Source organism: Enterobacter sp. RHBSTW-00994, from assembly GCF_013782625.1.
Lineage (GTDB): Bacteria > Pseudomonadota > Gammaproteobacteria > Enterobacterales > Enterobacteriaceae > Enterobacter.
This window is the reverse complement of sequence record NZ_CP056199.1, coordinates 3,686,905-3,712,998: the sequence shown is the minus strand read 5'-3', so window position 1 is coordinate 3,712,998 and position 26,094 is coordinate 3,686,905. Positions and strand designations below refer to the sequence as shown.

Annotated in this window: 27 protein-coding genes; 17 read left to right on the top strand and 10 right to left on the bottom strand. The window is 52.9% G+C overall.

The window, feature by feature from the left end; all coding sequences use genetic code 11:
* Positions 1–54: 54 nt before the first annotated feature.
* Positions 55–420: a 6-carboxytetrahydropterin synthase QueD gene (queD, locus tag HV346_RS17745; RefSeq protein WP_181620566.1), complete on the bottom strand. Its 366-nt coding sequence runs from the start codon at positions 418–420 to the stop codon at positions 55–57.
* Between the two features lie 304 nt (positions 421–724).
* Here queD and cysJ point away from each other — a divergent pair, with 304 nt between their 5' ends.
* Genes cysJ through cysH form a run of 3 tightly spaced genes read left to right on the top strand, consistent with a single transcriptional unit; the run spans position 725 to position 4,992 of the window.
* Positions 725–2,530, top strand: a complete 1,806-nt coding sequence (gene cysJ, locus HV346_RS17740; RefSeq protein ID WP_181620565.1) for an NADPH-dependent assimilatory sulfite reductase flavoprotein subunit — start codon at positions 725–727, stop codon at positions 2,528–2,530.
* Positions 2,530–4,242, top strand: a complete 1,713-nt coding sequence (gene cysI / locus HV346_RS17735; protein ID WP_181620564.1) for an assimilatory sulfite reductase (NADPH) hemoprotein subunit — start codon at positions 2,530–2,532, stop codon at positions 4,240–4,242. The genes cysJ and cysI overlap by 1 nt, the downstream gene beginning before the upstream one ends.
* A gap of 15 nt (positions 4,243–4,257) precedes the next feature.
* Positions 4,258–4,992: a phosphoadenosine phosphosulfate reductase gene (cysH, locus tag HV346_RS17730; RefSeq protein WP_181620563.1), complete on the top strand. Its 735-nt coding sequence runs from the start codon at positions 4,258–4,260 to the stop codon at positions 4,990–4,992.
* A 51-nt stretch (positions 4,993–5,043) separates the two neighbouring features.
* Here cysH and HV346_RS17725 read toward each other — a convergent pair whose 3' ends face one another.
* Positions 5,044–6,087, bottom strand: a complete 1,044-nt coding sequence (locus HV346_RS17725; protein ID WP_181620562.1) for an aminopeptidase — start codon at positions 6,085–6,087, stop codon at positions 5,044–5,046.
* A 246-nt stretch (positions 6,088–6,333) separates the two neighbouring features.
* Here HV346_RS17725 and cysG point away from each other — a divergent pair, with 246 nt between their 5' ends.
* The 13 genes from cysG to rpoS all read left to right on the top strand — a co-directional run bounded on the left by cysG (position 6,334) and on the right by rpoS (position 17,408).
* Entirely contained in the window at positions 6,334–7,680 is a 1,347-nt protein-coding gene (cysG, locus tag HV346_RS17720) for a siroheme synthase CysG (RefSeq protein WP_220131484.1), read from the top strand.
* Positions 7,681–7,689: 9 nt separating this feature from the next.
* On the top strand, positions 7,690–8,598 hold the full coding sequence (gene cysD, locus HV346_RS17715) for a sulfate adenylyltransferase subunit CysD (protein ID WP_006811770.1): 909 nt from the start codon (positions 7,690–7,692) through the stop codon (positions 8,596–8,598).
* Between the two features lie 9 nt (positions 8,599–8,607).
* Positions 8,608–10,035, top strand: coding sequence for a sulfate adenylyltransferase subunit CysN (gene cysN / locus HV346_RS17710; RefSeq protein WP_181620560.1), 1,428 nt, complete (start codon positions 8,608–8,610; stop codon positions 10,033–10,035).
* Positions 10,035–10,640: an adenylyl-sulfate kinase gene (gene cysC / locus HV346_RS17705; protein WP_181620559.1), complete on the top strand. Its 606-nt coding sequence runs from the start codon at positions 10,035–10,037 to the stop codon at positions 10,638–10,640. Before cysN ends, cysC begins: the two co-directional genes overlap by 1 nt.
* A 58-nt stretch (positions 10,641–10,698) precedes the next feature.
* Positions 10,699–11,022, top strand: coding sequence for a DUF3561 family protein (locus HV346_RS17700; RefSeq protein WP_181620558.1), 324 nt, complete (start codon positions 10,699–10,701; stop codon positions 11,020–11,022).
* A 167-nt stretch (positions 11,023–11,189) separates the two neighbouring features.
* Entirely contained in the window at positions 11,190–11,501 is a 312-nt protein-coding gene (ftsB, locus tag HV346_RS17695; RefSeq protein WP_181620557.1) for a cell division protein FtsB, read from the top strand.
* Positions 11,502–11,520: 19 nt separating this feature from the next.
* Positions 11,521–12,231: a 2-C-methyl-D-erythritol 4-phosphate cytidylyltransferase gene (gene ispD / locus HV346_RS17690; RefSeq protein ID WP_181620556.1), complete on the top strand. Its 711-nt coding sequence runs from the start codon at positions 11,521–11,523 to the stop codon at positions 12,229–12,231.
* Complete coding sequence (gene ispF, locus HV346_RS17685; protein ID WP_181620555.1) at positions 12,231–12,710, top strand: 2-C-methyl-D-erythritol 2,4-cyclodiphosphate synthase; 480 nt, start codon at positions 12,231–12,233, stop codon at positions 12,708–12,710. The genes ispD and ispF overlap by 1 nt, the downstream gene beginning before the upstream one ends.
* A complete protein-coding gene (gene truD / locus HV346_RS17680) occupies positions 12,707–13,756 on the top strand; it encodes a tRNA pseudouridine(13) synthase TruD (RefSeq protein ID WP_181620554.1) in 1,050 nt (349 codons plus the stop codon). The genes ispF and truD overlap by 4 nt, the downstream gene beginning before the upstream one ends.
* Positions 13,737–14,498 (top strand): 5'/3'-nucleotidase SurE, encoded by a 762-nt coding sequence (surE, locus tag HV346_RS17675; protein WP_181620553.1) that lies wholly within the window; start codon positions 13,737–13,739, stop codon positions 14,496–14,498. The genes truD and surE overlap by 20 nt, the downstream gene beginning before the upstream one ends.
* Positions 14,492–15,118 carry a protein-L-isoaspartate(D-aspartate) O-methyltransferase gene (locus tag HV346_RS17670; RefSeq protein WP_181620552.1) on the top strand — a complete coding sequence of 209 codons (627 nt, stop codon included), beginning with the start codon at positions 14,492–14,494 and terminating at the stop codon, positions 15,116–15,118. Before surE ends, HV346_RS17670 begins: the two co-directional genes overlap by 7 nt.
* Before the next feature lie 113 nt (positions 15,119–15,231).
* Positions 15,232–16,356, top strand: coding sequence for a murein hydrolase activator NlpD (nlpD, locus tag HV346_RS17665; RefSeq protein WP_181620551.1), 1,125 nt, complete (start codon positions 15,232–15,234; stop codon positions 16,354–16,356).
* Between the two features lie 59 nt (positions 16,357–16,415).
* On the top strand, positions 16,416–17,408 hold the full coding sequence (gene rpoS / locus HV346_RS17660; protein WP_013098493.1) for an RNA polymerase sigma factor RpoS: 993 nt from the start codon (positions 16,416–16,418) through the stop codon (positions 17,406–17,408).
* Between the two features lie 52 nt (positions 17,409–17,460).
* On the opposite strand, the gene HV346_RS17655 is transcribed toward rpoS, so the two are convergent.
* The 3 genes from HV346_RS17655 to HV346_RS17645 all read right to left on the bottom strand — a co-directional run bounded on the left by HV346_RS17655 (position 17,461) and on the right by HV346_RS17645 (position 20,871).
* Positions 17,461–17,838: a DUF4440 domain-containing protein gene (locus tag HV346_RS17655; protein WP_181620550.1), complete on the bottom strand. Its 378-nt coding sequence runs from the start codon at positions 17,836–17,838 to the stop codon at positions 17,461–17,463.
* 127 nt (positions 17,839–17,965) lie between these two features.
* Positions 17,966–20,527, bottom strand: a complete 2,562-nt coding sequence (mutS, locus tag HV346_RS17650; protein ID WP_181620549.1) for a DNA mismatch repair protein MutS — start codon at positions 20,525–20,527, stop codon at positions 17,966–17,968.
* 113 nt (positions 20,528–20,640) lie between these two features.
* Positions 20,641–20,871, bottom strand: coding sequence for a SymE family type I addiction module toxin (locus HV346_RS17645; protein ID WP_181620548.1), 231 nt, complete (start codon positions 20,869–20,871; stop codon positions 20,641–20,643).
* A 184-nt stretch (positions 20,872–21,055) separates the two neighbouring features.
* On the opposite strand from HV346_RS17645, the gene HV346_RS17640 reads away from it, so the two are divergent.
* A complete protein-coding gene (locus HV346_RS17640; RefSeq protein WP_181620547.1) occupies positions 21,056–21,403 on the top strand; it encodes a nitrous oxide-stimulated promoter family protein in 348 nt (115 codons plus the stop codon).
* A 1-nt stretch (position 21,404) separates the two neighbouring features.
* Here HV346_RS17640 and HV346_RS17635 read toward each other — a convergent pair whose 3' ends face one another.
* From HV346_RS17635 to HV346_RS17615, 5 genes are all read right to left on the bottom strand, one after another.
* Positions 21,405–22,652 carry an MFS transporter gene (locus HV346_RS17635; protein WP_181620546.1) on the bottom strand — a complete coding sequence of 416 codons (1,248 nt, stop codon included), beginning with the start codon at positions 22,650–22,652 and terminating at the stop codon, positions 21,405–21,407.
* A 15-nt stretch (positions 22,653–22,667) separates the two neighbouring features.
* Positions 22,668–23,429, bottom strand: coding sequence for an ABC transporter ATP-binding protein (locus HV346_RS17630; protein ID WP_181620545.1), 762 nt, complete (start codon positions 23,427–23,429; stop codon positions 22,668–22,670).
* The gene (locus HV346_RS17625; protein ID WP_181620544.1) at positions 23,429–24,466 is read right to left on the bottom strand and encodes an iron chelate uptake ABC transporter family permease subunit; all 1,038 of its coding nucleotides are present in this window, start codon (positions 24,464–24,466) and stop codon (positions 23,429–23,431) included. Before HV346_RS17625 ends, HV346_RS17630 begins: the two co-directional genes overlap by 1 nt.
* Positions 24,463–25,464, bottom strand: a complete 1,002-nt coding sequence (locus HV346_RS17620) for an ABC transporter substrate-binding protein (RefSeq protein ID WP_181620543.1) — start codon at positions 25,462–25,464, stop codon at positions 24,463–24,465. The genes HV346_RS17625 and HV346_RS17620 overlap by 4 nt, the downstream gene beginning before the upstream one ends.
* A gap of 191 nt (positions 25,465–25,655) precedes the next feature.
* The gene (locus tag HV346_RS17615; RefSeq protein WP_181620542.1) at positions 25,656–26,084 is read right to left on the bottom strand and encodes a TOBE domain-containing protein; all 429 of its coding nucleotides are present in this window, start codon (positions 26,082–26,084) and stop codon (positions 25,656–25,658) included.
* Positions 26,085–26,094: the final 10 nt, after the last annotated feature.

Sequence of the window (26,094 nt, the reverse complement as noted above, 5' to 3'; positions counted from 1 at the left end):
AACCCTAACATAGCGGATTTAAAAGGAATTTGACGATTGCCGCAAAGAGCGTGATTACTCTGCGCGATACACACAACCTGCAGTGCAGGTCTCTTTAATCATCACCGCGCTCAGCAGTGGAACCAGCGGTTTTACCTGATCCCAAATCCATTTTGCCAGCACTTCGCTGGTGGGATTTTCAAGACCAGGGATCTCGTTCAGATAGTAGTGATCCAGGCGATCGTAAGTTGGCTTAAACGCGGCTTTCAGTTCGGCAAAGTCCATGATCCAGCCGGTATGGGGATCGACTTCACCAGTGATTTCAAGACGCACCATAAATGAGTGTCCGTGCAGGCGGCCACATTTATGTCCTTGCGGTACATGTGGAAGATGGTGTGCGGCTTCGAAGATGAAATCTTTAAACAGTGTGGTGGACATCATGAACTCTCAAGTAATGCGGAAAAAACCGCCGCATAGTACCGGAAAGCATATTTTTTATCATTAACTAAAACGGCCATTCCAGAGGTCCGTTGGAAAAGTGACTCGGGATGTGATTTTTATCTTTATATTTCAATTTGTTATGTAATCGTTTTTATCGTTAAGAACGATAACTAAAACAGGTTAGTCCATTTGGTTATTTATTATTTCCATCCCTTCTTTAATTGTTATTATCCCCACCGTTAACCTTATCTTCAGTTTGGCTTTTCTTATTAAATTCAGCTTTGCTACTGGAATGTAATGACGCATGACAACACAGGCCCCACCTTCAAATTTGCTTCCGCTGAACGCGGAGCAACTGGCGCGCCTTACGGCGGCTACTACTGATTTTTCACCTACTCAGCTTGCCTGGGTGTCTGGTTATTTCTGGGGAATGCTTAACCAGCAGCAAGGTGCTGCGGTGGCGACTCCTGCACCCGCCGCTGAAAACCCGGCCATTACGCTTATCTCCGCCTCTCAGACGGGAAATGCCCGCCGGGTAGCCGAAGCGCTGCGTGATGATTTGCTCGCCGCTAAACTGAACGTGAACCTGGTGAACGCCGGGGATTATAAATTCAAACAAATCGCGTCAGAAAAATTGCTGGTGGTCGTGGCTTCCACACAGGGTGAAGGTGAGCCAGCTGAAGAAGCGGTTGCCCTGCATAAATTCCTGTTCTCGAAAAAAGCGCCAAAACTGGAAGGGACTGCGTTTGCCGTGTTCGGCCTGGGCGATACCTCCTATGAATTCTTCTGCCAGTCCGGTAAAGACTTCGACAGTAAGCTGGCGGAACTGGGTGCTGAGCGCCTGCTGGATCGCGTTGATGCGGATGTGGAATATCAGGCCGCTGCTGCTGAGTGGCGTGCCCGTGTGGTTGAGGTGCTGAAAGCACGTGCACCGAAAGAGAGTGCGACTCAGGTGGTGACTGCTGCGACAGACGCCGTAAATGACATCCATACCAGCCCGTATACCAAAGAAGCCCCGCTGACGGCCAGCCTGTCCGTAAATCAAAAAATTACGGGTCGCGACTCCGAAAAAGACGTTCGCCATATTGAGATCGACCTCGGGGATTCCGGTTTACGCTATCAGCCAGGTGACGCACTGGGTGTGTGGTATCAGAACGATCCCGCGCTCGTGAAAGAGTTGGTTGAGCTGTTATGGCTGAAGGGCGATGAACCGGTTGTGGTTGAAGGCAAAACCCTGGCGCTCACTGAAGCGTTGCAGTGGCATGTTGAACTGACGGTGAATACCGCCAATATCGTTGAGAATTATGCCACGCTGACCCGGAGTGAATCGTTGCTGCCGTTAGTAGGCGAGAAAGCGAAATTGCAGCATTACGCCGCCACGACGCCGATTGTCGATATGGTTCGTTTCTCCCCGGCACAGCTGGATGCCGACAAATTGATTGGCTTGCTTCGTCCGTTGACGCCGCGCCTCTATTCCATCGCCTCTTCTCAGGCGGAAGTGGAAAGTGAAGTGCACGTCACCGTGGGGGTCGTGCGCTACGATATTGAAGGCCGGGCACGGACCGGTGGCGCGTCAGGTTTCCTGGCGGATCGTGTAGAAGAGGAGGGTGAAGTGCGCGTCTTTATCGAGCACAACGACAATTTCCGTCTGCCCGCAAACCCGGAAACACCAGTGATCATGATTGGGCCAGGCACAGGCATTGCGCCGTTCCGTTCCTTTATGCAGCAACGTGCGGCCGATGAAGCGCCGGGTAAAAACTGGCTGTTCTTTGGAAACCCACACTTTACCGAAGATTTCCTTTACCAGGTCGAATGGCAACGCTACGTGAAAGAGGGCGTGTTGAGCCGTATCGATCTGGCCTGGTCTCGTGACCAAAAAGAAAAAATATACGTACAAGATAAGCTGCGCGAACAAGGTGCAGAGCTGTGGCGCTGGATTAATGACGGTGCACATATTTATGTCTGCGGAGACGCCAATCGCATGGCGAAAGACGTTGAGCGGACTTTGCTGGAAGTGATTGCCGAATTCGGCGGTATGGATGCCGAAGCGGCGGATGAATTTTTAAGTGAGCTGCGCGTTGAGCGCCGTTATCAGCGAGATGTCTACTAATGAGCGAAAAACATCCTGGCCCACTGGTGGTCGAAGGCAAACTGACCGATGCCGAGCGTATGAAGGTAGAGAGCAACTACCTGCGCGGCACAATTGCCGAAGATTTGAATGACGGCCTGACGGGCGGATTCAAAGGCGACAACTTCCTGCTGATCCGCTTCCACGGCATGTATCAGCAAGACGATCGCGATATCCGCGCGGAGCGTGCTGAACAAAAGCTGGAGCCGCGTCACGCGATGCTGTTGCGCTGCCGCTTGCCTGGTGGTGTTATCACCACCAAACAATGGCAGGCGATTGATAAATTTGCTGAAGACAACACGATTTACGGCAGCATCCGTCTGACCAACCGTCAGACTTTCCAGTTCCACGGCATTCTGAAGAAGAACGTGAAACCAGTCCACCAGATGCTGCACTCCGTCGGGCTGGATGCGCTGGCGACGGCCAACGACATGAACCGTAACGTGCTCTGTACCTCTAATCCATTTGAGTCTCAGCTTCACGCTGACGCATACGAGTGGGCGAAGAAGATCTCCGAGCATCTGTTGCCGCGCACTCGCGCCTATGCGGAGATCTGGCTCGACCAGGAGAAAGTGGCGACCACGGATGAAGAACCGATCCTCGGCCAGACCTATCTGCCGCGTAAGTTCAAAACCACCGTGGTGATCCCGCCGCAGAACGATATCGATCTGCACGCTAACGACATGAACTTTGTGGCGATTGCCGAAAACGGCAAGCTGGTGGGCTTTAACCTACTGGTGGGCGGTGGTCTGTCTATCGAGCACGGTAACAAGAAAACCTACGCGCGCACCGCGAGCGAATTCGGTTATCTGCCGTTGGAGCACACACTGGCCGTGGCGGAAGCGGTTGTCACAACTCAGCGTGACTGGGGTAACCGTACTGATCGTAAAAATGCGAAGACCAAATACACTCTGGAGCGCGTTGGCGTAGAGACGTTCAAAGAAGAAGTGGAGCGTCGCGCAGGCATTAAATTTGAACCCATTCGTCCTTATGAATTCACGGGGCGCGGCGACCGCATTGGCTGGGTGAAAGGCATCGACAATAAATGGCATCTGACGCTGTTTATTGAAAACGGTCGTATCCTGGATTATCCGGGGCGTCCGCTGAAAACTGGCTTGCTGGAAATTGCCAGGATCCATAAAGGCGAGTTCCGTATTACTGCTAACCAGAACCTGATCATTGCGGGTGTTCCTGAAAGCCAGAAAGCGAAGATTGAGAAACTCGCGCGCGATCACGGGTTGATGAACGCAGTGAAACCGCAGCGTGAAAACTCCATGGCCTGTGTGTCATTCCCGACTTGTCCACTGGCGATGGCGGAAGCTGAGCGTTTCCTGCCGTCGTTTACCGATAAAGTTGAGTCGATTCTGGAAAAACACGGTATTCCCGAAGAGCATATTGTGATGCGCGTGACGGGCTGCCCGAATGGCTGTGGCCGCGCGATGCTGGCGGAACTGGGCCTGGTTGGTAAAGCGCCGGGTCGCTACAACGTTCATCTTGGGGGCAATCGTAGCGGGACGCGTATTCCGCGTATGTATCGCGAAAACATTACGGAACCGGAGATCCTTGACTCGATTGATGAACTGGTCGGGCGCTGGGCGAAAGAGCGTGAAGTTAATGAAGGTTTTGGCGACTTTACGGTACGTGCGGGCATTATTCGCCCGGTACTCGATCCCGCGCGGGATTTCTGGGAGTAACCACGAGAGGTAATTATGTCCGTACTCGATCTAAACGCGCTGAATGAATTGCCAAAAGTTGAACGCATTCTTCAGCTTTCGGAAACGAATGCGCAACTGGAAAAGCTCGATGCCGAAGGGCGCGTGGCATGGGCGTTGGAAAACCTGCCAGGCGACTATGTCCTCTCCTCAAGCTTTGGCATTCAGGCTGCCGTCAGTTTGCATCTGGTGAATCAGATCCGTCCGGATATTCCGGTGATCCTCACCGATACCGGCTACCTGTTCCCGGAAACATACCAGTTTATTGATGAGCTTACGGACAAGCTTAAGCTTAACCTGAAGGTCTATCGTGCTGGACAAAGTGCGGCGTGGCAGGAAGCGCGCTACGGTAAATTGTGGGAGCAGGGCGTTGAGGGCATTGAGAAATACAATGAGATCAACAAAGTTGAGCCCATGAACCGTGCGCTGAAAGAGCTAAAGGCGCAAACCTGGTTTGCCGGGCTGCGCCGTGATCAGTCCGGCAGTCGGGCGAACTTGCCCGTTTTGGCCATTCAGCGCGGTGTGTTCAAAGTATTGCCGATTATCGACTGGGATAACCGAACGGTTTATCAGTACCTGCAAAAACACGGGCTGAAATATCACCCGCTGTGGGACCAGGGATATCTGTCGGTTGGCGATACCCATACCACCCGTAAATGGGAGCCGGGAATGGCCGAAGAAGAGACGCGTTTCTTTGGACTTAAACGCGAGTGCGGGCTGCACGAAGGGTAATCTGATTTTGCCCTCTTCCCTTTGGGGAGAGGGCAAAGAAGACATCTATCACTACACTTTATTGGCTTTGGCCAACTCTTTTACCAGTGGCAACATCACTTTCACCACATCGCGGCTACGGTGCTCAATCCGTTGCGGCAGGGCGCTATCAATGTGCTGTTGATTATCCAGTCTCACGTCATGCCAGCTTGTTCCATCCGGGAAGGCTTTGGATTTCGCGCGTTGCTGATAGCCATCTTTCTTGCCCAGCGTCCAGTTAGTTGCTTCGACATACAGGACGGGAATGCCGGCTTTATCGAACACTTCACCGTCGTTACAGCAGCCCGTACCTCTCGGATATTGTGCATTACCGCCAGGGTTTGTAGTGGCATAAACCCCTACACTACGGGCAATCGACAGCGCACGATCCCGCGTTAATTTGCGCACTGTGCTCGGCGTGCTTTGTCCGCTATTGAAATAGAGTTTGTCCCCGACGATAAGATTATCGAGGTTAATCACCAGTAGCGTATTTTTCTTCTCTTCAGTACTCATTCGCTTGAGGAGATTCTCAGCGCCGAGTTTTCCTTCCTCTTCACCACTGGTTGCGACAAAGCGAATCCCGTATTTTGTTGGGATATTTTTCATGCGCTCAGCCAGTTCGAGCATTACGCCTAATCCTGCCGCGTTATCATCGATTCCCTGTAGCGTAAGGCCACCGAGATTATCATCGGTGTCGGCATCACTCATTGGGGCGAAGGTATCCAGATGCGCCATAACAATAATTTGTTCGGGGCTTTTACCTTCATGCGCGGCAATAACCGTACTGCCGGTCACGTTGTGCCAGTTTTTCGTTTTATTGCGCGAGGTATAAATATAGCGGCTATGAAACGCCCGGATATCGCTCTGGTAGCCCATGTCAGCAAACTGCTGGCGAATATAGTCGGCAGAGAGCATCTCTGCGGGTGTGCCGGTCATTCGACCAGGAAATACCGTTGCAATATGCCGTGCCTGCATATTGGCAATGTCGCCGTAGGGCTGATTCTTTGCCTGGGCCGGAAGGATAAAGCAAACGCCGAGCGCCAGTGCAGCAATACGGTGGCGCGTTGCGGAAAACATAGTGAGTCCTTAAAAGCAGAGCAAAATTTTAACTCGCTTAGTATGAAACTGTGATCCTGTATACACAATTTGAATTGCTCCTAAATGCCCGAAATTTCGCGTGTTAAGCACTTTTTGATATTTGCTTTTTCATGGCGTTATTCCATTGAGTAACTACTCATTCCAATTAGTAATTTCATTCAGTCTAAGCCGCCCCCTATAGTCCCACTATTCCTGGTTGTTAGTGAGTTGTAGCTTGTGGACTATCTGCCCTTATTTGCTGCCTTAAAAGATCGTCCGGTTCTGGTTGTCGGTACGGGCGAAATTGCCGATCGCAAAATTGCTTTTTTACAGCGTGCAGGCGCAAAGGTAGAGGTCGTCACAGGTTCCGAATTCGAGGAATCACAACTCGACCATGTGGTCCTGGTGATTGCGGCAACGGAAGATCGTGCGCTGAACCAGCGTGTTTCAGATGCAGCACATGCCCGCCATCGCCTGGTGAATGTTGTGGACGATCAGCCGTTATGCTCATTTATTTTCCCCTCGATTGTCGATCGTTCTCCTTTAATTGTAGCGATCTCGTCCGGAGGCACTGCGCCTGTTTTGGCTCGCCTGCTGCGAGAGAAAATTGAGGCGTTACTGCCAACAAGTCTGGGGCGAGTGGCCGAAAAAGCCAGTGACTGGCGCAACCATCTGAAAGCCCGGCTGACCAGCGTGACGGAACGTCGCCGCTTCTGGGAGCGGGTGTTTCGTGGGCGTTTTGCCAGCTTGATTCAGTCTGGTAATGAGGCAGCAGCACAGCAGGTTCTGGAAGATGAACTGGAGAACCCCGGCAACGGCGGAGAAATTATTCTGGTGGGAGCCGGTCCTGGTGATGCCGGGCTTCTGACGCTTCGTGGCCTGCAGATTTTGCAGGATGCCGATGTAGTGTTTTATGACCATCTGGTGAGTGATGGCGTGCGCGAGTTGATCCGCCGTGATGCGGAGCAGATTTGCGTGGGCAAACGTGCAGGTGAACACTCCGTGCCACAGCATGAAACTAATCAGATGCTGGTGGCGGCGGCAAAAGAAGGCAAAACCGTTGTACGTCTGAAAGGGGGCGACCCATTCATCTTTGGGCGTGGCGGAGAAGAACTGCAGGCGACTGCTGCTGCGGGTGTGCCGTTCCAGGTGGTTCCTGGCATTACGGCGGCATCCGCGGTAACGGCGTATGCCGGTATTCCACTCACCCATCGTGATTACGCTCAGTGCGTGACCTTTGTGACAGGCCATTACAAAGCAGACAGCACGCCGTTCGACTGGTCACATTTGGCGCAGAGCCGTCAGACGCTGGCGATCTATATGGGCACGATGAAAGCGGCAGATATCAGTGAACAACTTATCCAGCATGGTCGTGAGGCGACAACGCCGGTTGCCGTGATTTCTCGCGGTACGCGCGTCGATCAGCATGTCGCGACCGGCACACTGCAAGACCTTGCAAAGTTGGCGCAAGACGCGCCTATGCCCGCCCTGATTGTGGTGGGTGAAGTGGTGCAGCTGCACAGCACGCTCGCCTGGTTTCAATATACAACAGACGCAGAGGGGTTTGGCTCTTCTGTGGTGAATCTGGCTTAAGGAACGGTTATGGACCAAAAACGACTGACTCACCTGCGGCAACTCGAAGCGGAAAGTATTCATATTATCCGCGAAGTCGCTGCTGAATTTTCTAATCCGGTGATGATGTACTCCATCGGTAAAGATTCCAGCGTAATGCTGCATCTGGCGCGTAAAGCGTTTTACCCAGGCACGCTGCCGTTTCCTCTGCTGCACGTTGACACCGGATGGAAGTTCCGCGAGATGTACGAGTTCCGCGACCGTACTGCGAAGGCCTACGGCTGCGAGCTGCTGGTGCATAAAAACCCGGAAGGGGTGGCGATGGGAATAAACCCATTCGTGCACGGTAGTGCAAAACATACCGACATCATGAAAACCGAAGGGTTGAAACAGGCGCTGAACAAGTACGGTTTTGATGCCGCTTTTGGTGGCGCACGCCGTGATGAAGAGAAATCCCGTGCCAAAGAGCGTATCTACTCCTTCCGCGACCGCTTCCATCGCTGGGATCCAAAAAACCAGCGCCCGGAGCTGTGGCACAACTACAACGGCCAGATTAACAAGGGCGAAAGCATCCGCGTCTTCCCGCTCTCTAACTGGACTGAGCTGGATATTTGGCAATATATCTATCTGGAAAATATCGAGATTGTTCCCCTGTATCTGGCTGCAGAACGCCCGGTGCTGGAGCGTGACGGTATGTTGATGATGATCGATGACGATCGTATCGATTTGCAGCCAGGCGAAGTGATCAAAAAACAGATGGTGCGCTTCCGTACCCTCGGCTGCTGGCCACTGACTGGTGCTGTGGAATCCAGTGCGCAGACATTGCCCGAGATTATTGAAGAGATGCTGGTGTCGACCACCAGTGAGCGACAAGGGCGCGTGATTGACCGCGACCAGGCAGGCTCGATGGAGCTGAAGAAACGTCAGGGTTATTTCTAAGGAGCCGCCATGAACACCACTATTGCCCAACAAATTGCGGATGAAGGCGGCGTAGAAGCCTACCTGCACGCACAACAGCACAAAAGCCTGCTGCGCTTTCTGACCTGCGGCAGCGTCGATGACGGAAAAAGTACACTGATTGGACGTCTGCTGCATGACACTCGTCAGATTTACGAAGATCAGCTCTCTTCGCTGCATAACGACAGTAAACGTCATGGGACGCAGGGCGAGAAACTCGATCTGGCGCTGCTGGTCGACGGTCTGCAAGCTGAGCGTGAGCAGGGCATCACTATCGACGTAGCGTACCGTTATTTCTCGACTGAAAAACGCAAATTTATCATTGCTGATACCCCCGGGCATGAGCAGTACACCCGAAATATGGCGACCGGGGCATCTACCTGCGAGCTGGCGATCCTGCTGATGGATGCGCGTAAAGGCGTACTGGATCAGACTCGCCGCCACAGTTTTATCTCCACGCTGCTGGGGATCAAACATCTGGTGGTTGCCGTTAACAAGATGGACCTGGTAAATTTTGCCGAAGAGAAATTCGACGAGATCCGCCAGAGCTACCTGACATTTGCAGAACAACTGCCAGGCAATCTGGATATCCGTTTTGTACCGCTCTCTGCTCTCGAAGGCGACAACGTCGCGTCTCAGAGCGCGAATATGCCGTGGTACAGCGGTCCAACGCTGCTGGAAGTGCTGGAAACCGTTGAGATTCAGCGCGTAGTGGACAGCCAGCCGATGCGCTTCCCGGTGCAGTATGTTAACCGCCCGAATCTCGATTTTCGTGGCTTCTCTGGCACGATTGCCTCGGGGATCGTGAAAGCCGGCCAGCGCGTTAAAGCACTGCCGTCTGGCGTGGAATCGACCATTGCGCGGATTGTCACGTTTGATGGTGACTTGCAGGAAGCGAGAGCAGGTGAAGCGGTTACGCTGGTGTTGAAAGACGAAATCGATATTAGCCGTGGCGATCTGCTTTTGGATGCGCAGGAAAGTTTACCTGCCGTACAAAGTGCCTCTCTGGATGTTGTGTGGATGGCTGAACAGCCGCTTGCAGCGGGCCAGAGTTACGACATTAAAATTGCGGGCAAGAAAACCCGTGCCCGTGTGGACGGCATTCAGTACCAGGTTGATATCAACAATCTGGCTCAGCATAGCGTGTCTGAATTGCCGCTGAACGGTATTGGCCTGGTGGATCTCACGTTTGATGAGCCTCTGGTTCTGGATAAGTATCAGCAAAATCCAGTTACGGGCGGGCTGATCTTTATCGACCGCCTTACCAATGTCACTGTTGGTGCGGGTATGGTGCGTGAGCCGCATGAGCAGTCTGCCACTTCACCCTCCGCGTTTAGTGCCTTTGAGCTGGAGCTGAATGCTCTGGTGCGCAAACACTTCCCACACTGGGGTGCGCGCGATCTGCTGGGAGGCAAGTAATGGCCCAACATGATGAGAACGTCGTCTGGCATCCTCATCCGGTCACTGTAGGCGCACGCGAACAACTCCACGGTCACCGTGGAGTTGTGCTGTGGTTTACCGGACTTTCTGGCTCCGGTAAGTCCACGGTGGCGGGGGCGCTGGAAGAGGCTTTGCATCAACAAGGTGTGAGTACGTATCTGCTGGATGGGGATAACGTGCGTCACGGTTTGTGCAGTGACCTGGGGTTCAGTGATGAAGACCGCAAAGAGAACATCCGTCGGGTTGGTGAAGTCGCCAGTCTGATGGCTGATGCCGGGCTGGTGGTGCTGACCGCTTTCATCTCGCCTCATCGTGCTGAACGGCAGATGGTGCGCGAACGTGTGGGCCATGACCGCTTCATTGAAGTGTTTGTTGATACGCCGCTGGAGATTTGCGAAGCGCGCGATCCAAAAGGCCTCTACAAGAAAGCGCGTGCGGGTGAGCTGCGAAACTTCACGGGAATTGACTCGGTTTACGAAGCGCCTGAATCCCCAGAGATTCACCTGGAAGGTCAACAATTGGTAACAAATTTAGTAAGCCAATTATTAGACCTGCTCAGACAGGACGATATTATCAGATCCTGAGACGGTATCGTTCGGGAGCCGTTTTCCCGAACGAGGAGTCATGGTCACAGGATTAGCTATGCGTAACAGTGAAAACTACATTATCTCCGGGTCGGAACCGTTAACGACCTATGACGAGACGACCTGGTCGCTTTCTGGGGCCTTTGTCGGCTTCATTTCGTGGTTGCTGGCGCTGGGCATCCCTTTCCTGATCTATGGCGGCAACACATTTTTCTTCTTTCTCTACACCTGGCCATTCTTCCTTGCCCTGATGCCTGTCGCGATTGTTGTCGGCATTGCGCTGCATTCACTCCTCAATGGCAAACTGCTTTACAGTGCCGTCGTCACGATTGTGACGGTGGTTCTGATGTTTGGTCTGTTATTTTTGTGGCTCATGGGCTAACTTCAGCCATAATTCAAACCGTAACCAACTGTGTGACGATATTGAGCAAGGCGATTCTGCGAAAAAAATGTGGTACATTTGCCCGCGATGTTGCGGCATCTCTGTAGCCCCGGCGCGGTGTCCGGGGGAGTGGTATGGGATGATGATGCCGTTTTTCTGGGGGCAGGATGGGTAAACTAACGCTGCTGTTGCTGGCTTTGCTGGTCTGGCTGCAATATTCGCTGTGGTTCGGTAAAAACGGACTGCACGACTATAGCCGGGTGAGCGATGATGTTGCGGCTCAGCAGGCAACAAACGCCAAACTTAAGGCGCGAAACGATCAACTCTTTGCTGAAATTGATGACCTCAATGGTGGGCAGGAAGCGATCGAGGAACGCGCACGTAATGAACTCAGTATGACTAAGCCGGGCGAAACCTTTTATCGTCTGGTTCCGGATGCGTCTAAACGCAGCCAGGGCTCAGCACAAAATAATCGATAATCAGGCCCAGGATTACGACATGGCAGTAACTTTTTCGGACGTCTGTGCCGTTGTACCGGCCGCGGGTTTTGGTCGACGCATGCAGACAGAATGTCCCAAGCAATACCTTTCTATTGGTGATAAAACGATTCTTGAACACTCCGTGGCGGCGCTGCTGGCGCACCCCAGGGTGACACATGTCGTTATCGCCATCAGTCCTGGCGATGCTCGCTTCGCCCAGTTGCCGCTGGCAAATCACCCCCAGATTACCGTTGTTGATGGCGGCGCAGAGCGTGCTGATTCGGTGCTGGCGGGCATTCAGGCCGCGGGGTCTGCGCAGTGGGTGCTGGTGCATGATGCTGCTCGCCCGTGCCTGCATCAGAGCGATCTTGCGCGTCTGCTGGCGATCAGTGAAAGCAGTAAGGTCGGCGGTATTCTGGCTTCTCCGGTACGCGACACCATGAAGCGCGCGGAACCGGGGCAACACGCCATCGCGCATACCGTTGAACGTGTCGATTTATGGCATGCACTGACGCCGCAATTTTTCCCCCGCGAATTACTCCGTGACTGCTTAATCCGGGCCCTGGAAGAGGGCGCGACCATTACCGATGAAGCCTCGGCGCTGGAGTATTGCGGTTTTCACCCTGAGCTTGTAGAAGGACGTGCTGATAATATAAAAGTGACGCGTCCCGAAGATTTACAGCTTGCGGAATTTTATCTTACCCGTTCGACCCATCAGGAGAAGTCATAATGCGAATTGGACACGGTTTTGATGTACACGCCTTTGGCGGAGAAGGCCCAATTATCATTGGCGGCGTACGCATCCCTTATGAAAAAGGATTGCTGGCGCATTCTGATGGCGACGTCGCACTGCACGCGTTAACCGATGCGCTGCTCGGTGCAGCAGCACTGGGCGATATTGGCAAACTCTTCCCGGACACCGACCCGGCGTTCAAAGGGGCCGACAGCCGTGAGCTGCTGCGCGAGGCCTGGCGTCGTATTCAGGCCAAAGGCTATACCCTGGGAAATGTCGACGTAACCATTATTGCCCAGGCTCCCAAAATGTTACCGCACATCCCGCAGATGCGAGTGTTTATTGCTGAAGATCTGGGCTGTCATATGGATGACGTCAACGTCAAAGCCACAACGACCGAAAAGCTCGGTTTTACGGGGCGTGGCGAAGGCATCGCCTGTGAAGCCGTGGCGCTTCTGCTGAAGGCGGCCAAATGACAGACGTTGAAAATCTCACCTACCTGCACAGTAAACCGCAAGGGAGTGGCCTGCTAAAAGCCAGTCCCGAAGATTTTGTGGTGATCGAAGATTTAGGGTTTGAACCTGATGGTGAGGGTGAACATATCCTGGTTCGCATCCTGAAAAATGGGTGCAACACCCGGTTTGTGGCTGATGCACTGGCGAAATTCCTGAAGATCCATGCCCGTGAAGTGAGTTTTGCAGGACAGAAAGACAAACAGGCGGTCACCGAACAGTGGCTGTGCGCGCGCGTTCCGGGCAATGCAATGCCTGATTTAAGCCAGTTTGAGCTGGAAGGCTGCAAAGTGCTGGAGTATGCCAGACACAAGCGCAAGCTGCGTCTGGGCGCGCTCAAAGGTAATGCCTTCACGATTATTTTGCGTGAAGTTTCCAGCCGTGATGATGTCGAGAAACGTCTGAACGCGATTGCAGAGCAGGGCGTGCCAAACTATTTTGGCGCACAGCGTTTTGGGATTGCTGGCAGTAACCTGCAAGGCGCTTTGCGCTGGGCGCAAAGCGATGTACCCGTGCGTGACAGGAATAAACGCAGTTTTTGGTTGTCGGCTGCCCGCAGTGCGTTGTTTAATCAGATTGTGAGCGAGCGACTGAAAAAACCAGACGCGAATCAAGTTGTTGTCGGCGATGCGCTACAATTAGCGGGACGCGGAAGCTGGTTCGTGGCAACGGTAGATGAAATGGCCGATGCACAAGCGCGCGTTGACGCAAAAGCATTGATGATTACCGCAGCCTTGCCCGGTTCAGGCGACTGGGGAACTCAGGGCGCTGCGTTGGCCGCTGAGCAATCAGCGATAGCCGATGCGCAGGAATTACAATCATTACTGGTGCGGGAAAAAGTCGAAGCAGCACGCCGTGCGATGTTGCTCTACCCGCAACAGCTTAGCTGGAACTGGTGGGATGATGTAACCGTCGAGTTACGCTTCTGGCTGCCGGCAGGTAGCTTTGCCACCAGTGTTGTCAGGGAACTTATCAACACCTCGGGTGATTATGCGAATATTGCTGAGTAACGATGACGGGATCCATGCCCCAGGTATTCAGACGCTGGCGAAGGCACTGCGTGAGTTTGCTGACGTGCAGGTTGTGGCCCCCGATCGTAACCGCAGTGGGGCGTCTAACTCATTGACGCTGGAATCGTCACTTCGTACTTTTACGTTTGATAACGGTGATATTTCTGTCCAGATGGGCACACCGACCGACTGTGTATTTTTGGGTGTCAATGCGCTGATGCGCCCACGGCCGGACATTGTCGTTTCAGGCATTAATGCAGGCCCAAACCTGGGTGATGACGTGATCTACTCCGGTACGGTTGCGGCCGCAATGGAAGGGCGTCATCTGGGATTCCCGGCACTTGCGGTGTCACTCAATGGCCACAAGCATTACGAAACTGCGGCGGCCGTTACCTGCTCCATTTTGCGAGCGCTTAACCGCGAGCCATTGCGTACCGGGCGTATCCTCAACATTAATGTCCCTGATTTACCACTGGACGACATTAAAGGTATCCGTGTGACACGTTGTGGTAGCCGGCATCCTGCGGACCAGGTTATTCCGCAGCAGGATCCGCGCGGCAACACCTTGTACTGGATTGGCCCTCCTGGCGATAAATGTGATGCGGGGCCGGACACAGACTTCGCCGCGGTGGATGAAGGGTATGTTTCTGTCACGCCATTGCACGTGGATTTAACCGCTTATAGCGCGCATGATGTGGTATCGGGCTGGCTGGATCGCGCCGGAGTGAACACGCAATGGTAAGTAAACGTGTACAAACTCTTCTGGAACAATTACGCACTCAGGGGATAACTGACGAGCATGTGTTAGATGCACTCGCTCAGGTTCCTCGTGAGAAATTTGTGGATGAGGCGTTTGAACACAAAGCCTGGGAAAACGTGGCCCTGCCCATCGGACAAGGCCAGACGATTTCACAGCCTTATATGGTGGCGCGAATGACGGAGCTCCTTGAGCTGACCCCGGAATCGCGCGTGCTGGAAATTGGTACAGGTTCAGGCTATCAAACTGCGATCCTGGCGCATCTTGTGCACCATGTTTGTTCGGTCGAACGTATTAAAGGTTTACAGTGGCAGGCACGACGTCGCCTGAAACAACTTGATTTACATAATGTTTCGACACGTCATGGTGATGGATGGCAGGGTTGGCAGGCGCGCGCGCCGTTTGACGCCATTATCGTGACGGCTGCACCGCCTGAAATACCCGCTGCGCTCTTGTCGCAACTGGATGAAGGGGGCATTCTCGTTTTGCCCGTGGGAGACGAGCAGCAACTTTTGAAGCGCGTTCGTCGGCGTGGCGACGAATTTATTATCGATACCGTGGAAGCCGTACGCTTCGTGCCCCTGGTTAAGGGGGAACTGGCCTGAGACTCGGAATTATCCAGGGTTATTAAGGCAAATTCAGCGTATGGTGTGGCGCGAAAGATTCGAGCCTTCATGGTTTTTAAGTCACTGGTAGTTAACACATTCCTGGGGGATAAATGAGCGCGGGAAGCCCAAAATTCACCATCAGCCGTGTTGCGGCATTATCACTGGTTTCGCTTTGGCTGGCAGGCTGTACAAGTTCGACTAACGCGCCTGCACCTGTGAGTTCGGTAGGCGGAAACAATGGCTCGGGGAGTTCTTCCGGTGGAATGCTGATTACGCCTCCGCCAAAAATGGGTACGGCGACGACAAACCAGACGCCACAAATTCAGCCGGTTCAACGCCCAGTTACCCAGCCAACGCAGATTCAGCCTGTGGCTCAGCCAGTACAGACCGAGAATGGTCGTATTGTGTATAACCGTAAATATGGGAACATTCCAAAAGGCAGTTATACGGGCGGCAGTACCTACACCGTAAAACGGGGTGACACGCTTTTCTATATCGCATGGATCACCGGGAACGATTTCCGTGACCTCGCACAGCGTAACAGTGTCCAGGCTCCTTATTCACTGGAAGTCGGTCAAACGCTTCAGGTGGGTAATGCCACAGGTACGCCACTCACTCCAGGCAATACTGTTTCTGCCGCGGATGTCACTGCGCAGAATAACAATGTCAAGCCTGCACAAAAATCCAGCACAGTGGTTGCTTCGCAACCAGTAATTACGTATTCTGAGGATTCAGGTGATCAGAGTGCTAACAAAATGTTGCCGAATAATAAAGGGACTGCGACGGTTGTCACAGCACCTGTTACGGCTCCTGTGGTTAGCTCTACCGAGCCGACTGCCAGCAGTATGTCGTCCAGTTCGCCGATTTCTACATGGCGCTGGCCTACTGATGGCAAGGTTATCGAGAACTTCTCTTCTACCGAAGGTGGAAATAAAGGGATCGATATCGCAGGAAGTAAGGGACAGGCTATCATCGCGACTGCAGACGGACGCGTTGTATATGCCGGTAACGCTCTGCGCGGTTACGGTAATCTTATTATCATCAAACACAACGATGATTACCTGAGTGCCTACGCCCATAACGATACAATGCTGGTCCGGGAACAACAAGAAATCAAGGCGGGGCAAAAAATCGCTACCATGGGTAGCACCGGAACCAGTTCTACACGCTTGCATTTTGAAATTCGTTACAAGGGGAAATCCGTAAACCCGCTGCAGTACTTGCCGCAGCGATAATTTGACGGGACATACCACATAGGGTGTCTCGTTCAGGGATCACGGGTAGGAGCCACCTTATGAGTCAGAATACGCTGAAAGTTCATGATTTAAATGAAGATGCGGAATTTGATGAGAACGGAGCAGAGGCTTTTGACGAAAAAGCCTTAGTAGAAGAGGAACCCAGTGATAACGATTTAGCTGAAGAAGAGCTGTTATCGCAAGGGGCTACCCAGCGTGTGCTGGACGCGACTCAGCTTTACCTTGGGGAGATTGGTTATTCTCCATTGTTAACGGCCGAAGAAGAAGTTTACTTCGCGCGTCGAGCATTGCGTGGTGATGTTGCCTCACGCCGTCGCATGATTGAAAGTAACTTGCGTCTGGTTGTGAAAATTGCCCGTCGTTACGGCAATCGTGGTCTGGCCTTGCTGGATCTGATTGAAGAGGGCAATTTAGGCTTGATCCGCGCGGTTGAGAAGTTTGACCCGGAACGCGGGTTCCGTTTCTCCACTTACGCGACATGGTGGATCCGCCAGACTATCGAACGGGCGATTATGAACCAAACCCGTACGATTCGACTGCCTATTCACATCGTCAAAGAGTTGAACGTCTATCTGCGTACTGCGCGTGAGTTGTCCCATAAACTGGACCACGAGCCAAGCGCCGAAGAGATTGCCGAACAACTCGATAAACCGGTTGATGACGTGAGCCGTATGCTGCGTCTCAACGAGCGCATTACCTCGGTTGACACCCCATTGGGTGGTGATTCTGAAAAAGCGCTGCTGGACATCCTGGCCGATGAAAAAGATAACGGCCCGGAAGACACCACGCAGGACGATGACATGAAACAGAGCATCGTTAAATGGCTGTTCGAGTTGAACGCCAAACAGCGTGAAGTGCTGGCGCGTCGTTTCGGATTATTGGGGTATGAAGCTGCGACACTGGAAGATGTCGGCCGCGAGATTGGTCTGACTCGTGAACGTGTTCGTCAGATTCAGGTTGAAGGTTTGCGTCGCCTGCGTGAAATTTTGCAGGGGCAAGGGCTGAACATCGAAGCGCTTTTCCGCGAGTAAATATACTATTCGTCAAAAAGGCCAGTCGAGAGACTGGCCTTTTTCTTTTGTGCTAGGGCTGGGTCGTCTCGTGTAACAGACGCCACGTAATTTTTTCGCCTTCCTGATTAAGCACCGCAGTTGACCAGCGCACGTTGACAGGATTATCGGGGCGAGTTTGTGTTTCACGATAGTGAAGAACCGCACCTTTATCCCATGTTTGCAATATCGTTAGTTCATCGATAACGATCTTCAATCCAGAGCGGTTTCCGCGCTGTCCCTCAAAAAAATGGCTCAGGGCAGAAAAGTCAAAGCGAACACCCGTTGGCGCAATCATCATGAAATCAGGACGAAAGCGTGCGAGCAATGCATCAATTTCGCCTTTACCTTTGCCGAGCCAGTCTTCAATTGCGATGTGGGCATCGATAATTTCTGCTTCGTAGCGGGTCATGATTTCTCCTGTTGAAGTTGCATCAGCACCTTCTGGTTGTTAAGACGGAAAATGCGCATTAAGGGGGAACGTTATCTCTGCTACGAAAAGAAACGTCCAGTGCCATACAGCACCGGACTTCACTCGTTTACACCAAGCTTTTCAGCCGGTAAATCCACTCCAGCGCCTGGCGCGGCGTCAGTGAGTCAGGATCGAGATTTTCCAGCGCATCCATTGCCGGGGATGTCTCTTCCGCAGGCATCAGCAGCGACATCTGCGTACCATCAACCTGAGTGGCTGCGGCATTTGGTGACAGGTTTTCCAGCTCGCGTAATTTCTGACGCGCCCGTTTGATCACCTCTTTCGGTACACCTGCGAGAGCGGCAACGGCAAGGCCGTAACTCTTACTTGCTGCACCGTCCTGAACCGTATGCATGAAGGCAATTGTGTCCCCATGCTCCAGGGCATCCAGGTGGACGTTTGCTACGCCCTCCATCTTCTCTGGCAACTGTGTGAGTTCAAAATAGTGAGTGGCGAACAGAGTCATCGCTTTAATCTTGTTGGCCAGGTTTTCAGCACAAGCCCACGCCAGCGACAGACCATCATAAGTAGAGGTTCCGCGACCCACTTCATCCATCAATACCAGGCTGTGTTCTGTTGCATTGTGCAGAATATTGGCGGTCTCGGTCATCTCCACCATAAATGTCGAGCGGCCACTTGCCAGATCGTCCGCAGCCCCCACGCGAGTAAAGATACGGTCTATAGGGCCGATTTCCACATTGTTCGCCGGAACGTAGCTGCCAATATAGGCGAGCAGGGCGATCAACGCGGTCTGGCGCATATAGGTACTTTTACCGCCCATATTCGGACCGGTGATGATCAGCATTCGCCGCTGGGGAGACAGATTAAGCGGGTTAGCAATAAAGGGCTCGTTCAGGACCTGCTCTACTACCGGATGGCGACCTTCGGTAATGCGAATGCCTGGCTTGTCGGTAAAGGTTGGGCAGGTGTAGTTCAGGGCATCTGCGCGCTCTGCCAGATTCACCAGCACATCCAGCTCTGCGAGCGCACTTGCACTCAGTTGCAGATCGGCAAGATGCGGCATCAGCATGTCGAACAGCGCGTCATAAAGCTGTTTTTCCAGGGCTAACGCTTTACCTTTCGAGGTGAGAACCTTGTCTTCATACTCTTTCAGCTCAGGAATAATGTAGCGTTCGGCATTTTTCAGCGTCTGGCGACGGACATAGTGGATCGGTGCCAGGTGGCTTTGCCCACGACTGATCTGAATGTAATAACCGTGGACCGCGTTATACCCAACTTTCAGCGTATCGAGTCCCAGACGTTCGCGTTCGCGGAACTCAAGCTTATCCAGATAATCCGTTGCCCCATCTGCCAGTGCGCGCCATTCGTCCAGCTCTTCGTTATAGCCAGGCGCAATCACGCCGCCATCACGGACCAGAACGGGCGGAGCATCAATGATGGCACGCTCAAGCAGTTCACGCAGTTCTGTAAACTCCCCCATTGTGTCTCTCAGCTTCTGCACCGGCGCGCAGTCTACTTCAGCAAGCTGAGAGCGCAGCTCTGGGAGTTGCTGGAAGGCATGTCGCATACGGGCTAAGTCACGTGGACGCGCAGTACGTAGTGCGAGGCGAGCTAAAATGCGCTCCAGATCGCCAACCTGACGTAACACTGGTTGCAGTTCAGTAAAGCGGTCCTGTAAGGCGGCAATGGTTTGCTGGCGGCTGATCAGCGTGCTGGTATCGCGAATGGGCATATGTAACCAGCGTTTCAGCATGCGACTGCCCATCGGAGTGACCGTGCTGTCGAGCACCGAGGCGAGCGTGTTTTCCATACCACCGGCCAGGTTTTGGGTGATCTCCAGGTTACGGCGAGTTGCAGCATCCATAATGATGCTATCCTGCTGGCGCTCCATGGTAATCGAGCGGATATGCGGCAGGGCAGTACGCTGGGTATCTTTCACATATTGCAGCAGACAGCCCGCCGCACACAGGCCGCGTGGCGCATTTTCAACGCCAAAGCCAATCAGGTCACGCGTGCCAAACTGCAGATTTAATTGCTGGCGCGCAGTGTCAATTTCGAATTCCCACAGTGGACGGCGGCGAAGACCACGACGTCCTTCAATAAGTGATGTCTCGGCGAAGTCTTCAGCATAAAGCAGTTCTGCCGGGTTGGTGCGTTGCAACTCTGCCGCCATGGTTTCACGGTCAGCCGGTTCGCTCACACGAAAACGCCCGGAACTAATATCCAGCGTGGCATAGCCAAAGCCTTTTCCGTCCTGCCAGAGGGCTGCCAGTAAATTATCCTGACGTTCCTGCAGCAGCGCTTCATCGCTGATTGTGCCTGGCGTAACGATGCGTACCACTTTACGCTCGACCGGCCCCTTCGAGGTGGCTGGGTCACCAATTTGCTCACAAATGGCGACGGATTCGCCCTGGTTTACCAGCTTTGCCAGATAGTTTTCGACGGCGTGATGCGGTATCCCGGCCATCGGGATAGGTTCGCCAGCGGATGCGCCACGTTTGGTCAGGGAGATGTCGAGCAATTGCGAGGCTCGTTTAGCATCGTCATAAAAGAGCTCGTAAAAATCCCCCATACGGTAGAACAGCAGAATTTCCGGATGCTGGGCTTTCAGCTTCAGGTACTGCTGCATCATCGGCGTATGGGCGTCAAAATTGTCGATTGTGGTCATGGAGTTATGATATCCATTTCATTGATAATATTGATCTTTGAGCGGCGTAGTGGCCGTAGGTTTCCTCTATTGTCGCATGAAAAAATGACGTAGCGCAGAAAAATGTCGATGCATTACACCGGGCCATCTTCCATAAGCTCAATGACCAACTTTCCCCGCTCGACACCCACTCTGACCTGCGAGTTAGTCGTAAATCCTGCTTTTTCAAGCCAGTCCCCTTTTAAGCTCAGGGCAGCATGTACGCTATAACGTGTCGGGATTTTGGTTTTACGATCTTCGTGACGTTTACGGTAATACCCGACTTTAAGATGACGAAAGGGTTTAGCAATGGTGATGTCTGGCATACAGGCTCCGGGAGTCGCGGGTAAATGTGGTTAATTTTCCTGTATAAAATACCAGTAAATCTGATGCGAAGCAGAGTTAAAACTGGAAGGTCTCTTCAGAAAACAAAATGCAAACGATGAAATCAGCCTGAAATACCTGACACAAAATAGTATTATAAATACATCTTATTATTCGGTACTGGTTATGTCTGGAAAACGTATCTCACGAGAAAAAGAGACGATCGCTAAAATGATTGCGCTGTATGAAACGCAGTGTCCTGAGGCCTCCAAAGAAGAAGGACATTATCAGGCGCTTAACGCGTATGCCGATAAACGCCTGGATAAATGTATTTTTGGTGAGGAAAAGCCCGCCTGCAAGCAGTGTCCTGTGCACTGCTACCAGCCTGCCAAACGTGAGGAGATGAAACAGGTTATGCGTTGGGCCGGACCACGCATGTTGTGGCGACATCCGATCCTCACGATTCGTCATCTGATTGACGACCGTCGTCCTGTTCCTGAACTGCCGGAAAAATACCGTCCCAAAAATCAGTAAGTCAGGGCTGACGAGCCAAAGAGGCACGTACAGGACGGCAGATTATCACCAACGCGATTGCGCTACAGAGCGGGAAAAATGCCAGCAGCAGCCACGGATAAATGGCGGCGGTTGAGGGCGTTAGCGCGTGATCAAGTTGACTGCCAAACACTAAATTCCCCGCCAGAACGGCACAACCACCCGCTGTGGAGAGTGCGCCATAGTGCGCGCCAAGGGTTGATTCCTGGGCAAACCACGGGATCAGATCCTTCGCTGCAGGCACGATCAGCATTTGTCCCAGCGTTAATAGTGAAACGAAGCAGGCCGATGGCAGCAATCGCATCCAGCCTTCTGCCGGTTCGGTTGCTGCAAAACAGGCTACGCTCAGAAAAGAGGCTGAGAGCAGCAAAAATCCAATCGGTATGATTCTGGCTGCGCCTGCCCGACGGGCAAAACGCGCCAGCGGAAGTTGAAAGGCAATGATCAACACCGATGCCAGCATAAATAACGGGCCAAGATCTTTCTCACTGCCGCCAGCTCGCTGGATCTCGACCGGCAACGCCAGATAAAGCTGGTTATAGCTCAGAAGCCACGAGCTATAGGCAATAATAAAGGCGACAAAGCGTGGCTGGCGAAATGTGGTCCACCAGGGGAGGATCGCCAGCGTCTGTTGGGTATTTTGCCTGGAAGGAAGGCAGAAAAACAGGACAACCAGCGCGATGATAAATACCCCCGCTCCAGCAAGAGCTACCTGGCGAAAGCCCAGCCCCGTGAGCAACGCTCCCGCGACAGGGCCGAGCACCGCACCAAGCTCACCGCACACCGCAAACAGAGCAAACCACTCTGCACGACTGCGTTTTCCCTGTGTTTCACTTTGGCTTCCTGCTTTTGCCAGCAGCGCTTCAATCGACGGTGAAAACAGCGCGCCACCGATTCCCGTGAGGCAGGCCCCTAGAATGATTGGCCCGAGTGACGTTCCAAAAGCCAGTAACAGATAACCTACAACCCGGATCACACAGCCACACAGGATAATGACCTTCGCGCCATATCTGTCAGACAACGCACCGCCGACGATAAACATCCCTTGTTGCGAAAAGGTACGTAACCCCAGTACCAGCCCAATCAGCCCGCCAGAAAGCAGCATATCGTCGCGCAGGAAGATAGCCAGAAAGGGGACGACGGCATAGAAACCAATGTTAAAAACAAACTGGCTGCCCAGTAACACGGGCGGCCAGAGTTGCGTCGCGGGGCGCAGGGAAAACAGAGACATGCAGGTTATCCGGCGTTAAACAAGGTAGTGGATGTGCTTATTACCATGATAGGGCGAGATCTCAATTTTGGTTTTCACCCGGAAAACATCCCAGAGAAGTTCCTCGGTTAAGATGTCCTGTGGTGTCCCTGTCGCCACAATTTGGCCTTTTTGCATCACAATCAACGCATCACAAAACATAGCGGCGTGATTGAGATCGTGGATGGCCACAATACTGGTCACCGGTAACTCACTGATCAGATGCATTAACTGCATTTGATGGTGAATGTCCAGGTGGTTGGTCGGCTCATCGAGCAGGATCTCCGTCGGCGTCTGTGCCAGTGCGCGCGCGATGTGTACACGCTGACGCTCCCCGCCCGAAAGGCTCAGCCAGCCTTGCTCGCTCTTTTCCAGCATGTCGACCCTGCGCAGGGCGGCAGTGACGGTTTCGTCATCCTGCGTACTCCAGTTTGAGAACGGCGAATGGTGTGGAATACGTCCCAGCTTTACCACATCGCGCACGCGCATATTGGCATCGGTCATGCCATGTTGTTCAACAAATGCCACCCGCCGGGCAAGCTGTTTTTTGGCTATCCGGGCGATGTTCTGCCCGTCCAGGGAAACACTGCCCGCATCCGGACGTCGCAACCCGGCAAGGACCCGCAGAAGTGACGATTTACCGCAGCCGTTAGGGCCAAGCAGCCCGACAGTTTGTCCACGGGAAACGCTCAATGAGACATTGTTGACGATGACTTTTTTACCCACCTTCCAGGTAATATTTTCAGCGGTGATACTCATCACTTATTCCTTGAACGGTAGATAATAATCGCAAAGAACGGCACTCCGACCAGCGCAGTCACGACCCCAACGGGGAGACTTTGTGGGGCGATCAACAAGCGTGACGCAATATCAGCCAGTACCATCAGAATCGCGCCGGCGAGGGCGCTGGCGATAAGCAAAGTTCGATGCAATGGCCCAAAGAAGAAACGCATAACGTGCGGGACAACTAACCCCACAAAGCCGATCGAACCCGCCATACTGACAATGGTGGCAGTAATCAATGCAGTGGTGGTGAACAGGGCCAGCCGAACCCAGGGAACGGCAATACCCAAAGACGCGGCAGCGTCATCACCAAACGTAAACGCATCCAGGGCTCTGGAGTAGTAAAGGCATACCGCAAGGCCAATCAGTACAACAACCAGCACCAGTTGAAACTCAGGCCATCGCACGCCACTGAAACTGCCGAGCAGCCAGAACATCACATCGCGCGCCTGTTGTGCGCTGGCGGATGTACTGATGGTATACGCGGTGATGGCATTAAAGAGTTGAGAGGCGGCAACCCCGGCCAGAATGGTACGTTCGTTTCCGCCACGCGCGCCGTTCGTCAGGAAGGCGACAAAAGCAAAAGCAGCAAATGCCCCGGCAAACGCGCCAGCGGAAAGTGATACGGCACCTGTCCCAATACCCAGTACCACGACTGACACGGCTCCCGTCGATGCCCCCGCAGAAACACCCAGTACATAAGGTTCAGCGAGCGCATTCTTCAACAGGCTTTGCAGTACCGCACCGCAGATGGCTAACCCTGCGCCGCAGCAGGCGGCAACCAGTGCGCGGCTCAGGCGGAAGTCCCAAATCACACTTTCATAGATGCGATTCAGGGGCTCGTTTGTGAGCCCGAGTTTGTTGCTTATGGCGTAGAACACGCTTTGCAGCGGGATAGAAAGCTCGCCAACGCTGACGCCCATTGCAATCACCAGGAATAACACCACCACGGACAGAACGCCCGACGCACCTAACAGAAATCGCTGTCGTACTGGTTGCGCCACTGCGGTCATTTATCTAATCCCAGTTTTCTGAGCTGTTCGCCAACCTGCTCAGCACCGTAAATCGTGCGGATCGTCGGGTTCATTGCCTGGCCGTCCATGACGACGATGTGCCCTTTTTTCACGGCGTCTAACTGGCTGACGGCAGGATCAGATTTAAGGAACTTAATTTTTTCTTGTGCGTTATCCAGTGCCCAACGATTACGATCAAGGCTTGAAACGACAATGACATCCGGGTTCGCGGCAATGATGCTCTCCCAGCCCACCGTTGGCCACTCGGTTTCTGAGGTGATGGCGTTATGTCCACCTAGCACGTTTGCAATAAAACCGGATGCGCTGTTCTTGCCGCCAACATAGGCGTCAGAAGAAGGGGAGGCACTGGAGAACCAGAATACAAAGGAGAGGTCTTTTTTGTTTTTTCCGAACGCCTGGCGCAGGTCTGCTTCGCGTTTTTTGAAATCAGCAATGACGGCCTGGCCGCGATCTTCGACGTTGAAGATTTTGGCAAAATCTTCAATCTCTTTATACAGGAACGTCATGTCCCACAATTTCTGGCGGCTACCGTACATATCGCCAATGTCTTTTTTGGTCGCACACATACCCGGGGACATATAGCTGTTCACGCCAACGGTGGCGAGATCTTCACGTTTGGCCACTTTACTTTCAGGGCCGAGCAGCAAAGGTAACTGCGCAGGAACAAAATCAGGGTTCTGGGCAAGAATGGATTCGAGCGTCGGGATTTCGACCGTCAGTGTTTTGATTTTTGCATTCTGTTCAGCCAGTTGTGGCAACACTTTGGTTGGCCAAAACGCACTGGCGGCCACGTTATCCTGCAAACCTAAAAGCAGCAGAATTTCGACGGTATTTTGCCCCAGTGCGACGACACGCTCAGGTGCTTTGGTGAACGTCTCTTTATATCCACAGTTTTCAATGGTGAGAGGATAAGTTGTGGCTAAAGCAGAACTGACGGATGCGAACACCATTCCTAATGCGCAGATGACCTTTTTCATAAAACGCTACCTTAATTATTAAAATTATTCTTGCTGACCCAGGAAGTGAATTTAATGCAAATGAAACTCATTATTGAGGCGGGATTTTATACAATGCAATATATTTTGTGTCAATGATTGATGATAAGGTTTTGTTTTATTTGTTTTTTTTGTGGTTTGGACAATGCCGTGCAGAGCACGGCAGAGAGAAATTATGCGCGAGTGGCGATAAGAATGGCGGACGCTTTAATGAGGGCGATGATGCGTTTTCCGGCGGCTAACTGCATTTCTTTGCGGCTTTCGTTGGTCACGACGGCGACAATCTCAAAACCCGCATCGGTCTGAATGTGAACGGTCGCATTAACAGCCCCTTCGGTTACGCTGGCGATAGCACCTGCGAACTGGTTACGGGCGGAAAACTTCAGGCCACAGTCTTCCGTTGCCAGCGTAACCCACGGGGCTTTGATCAGCGCAATGGCCTCTTTTCCCGGGACTAAACCCAGAGCTTCTTTGCTGCTGGTGGTCACAATTGCGACCAGTTTCGCGCCACCTTGCAGGGTTAATTCAACTTCGTCGTTGACTGCACCGTGTGATGTTGCGCTCACGATACCCGTTAGCTGATTACGTGCTGAAACAGACATGTTACCTCCT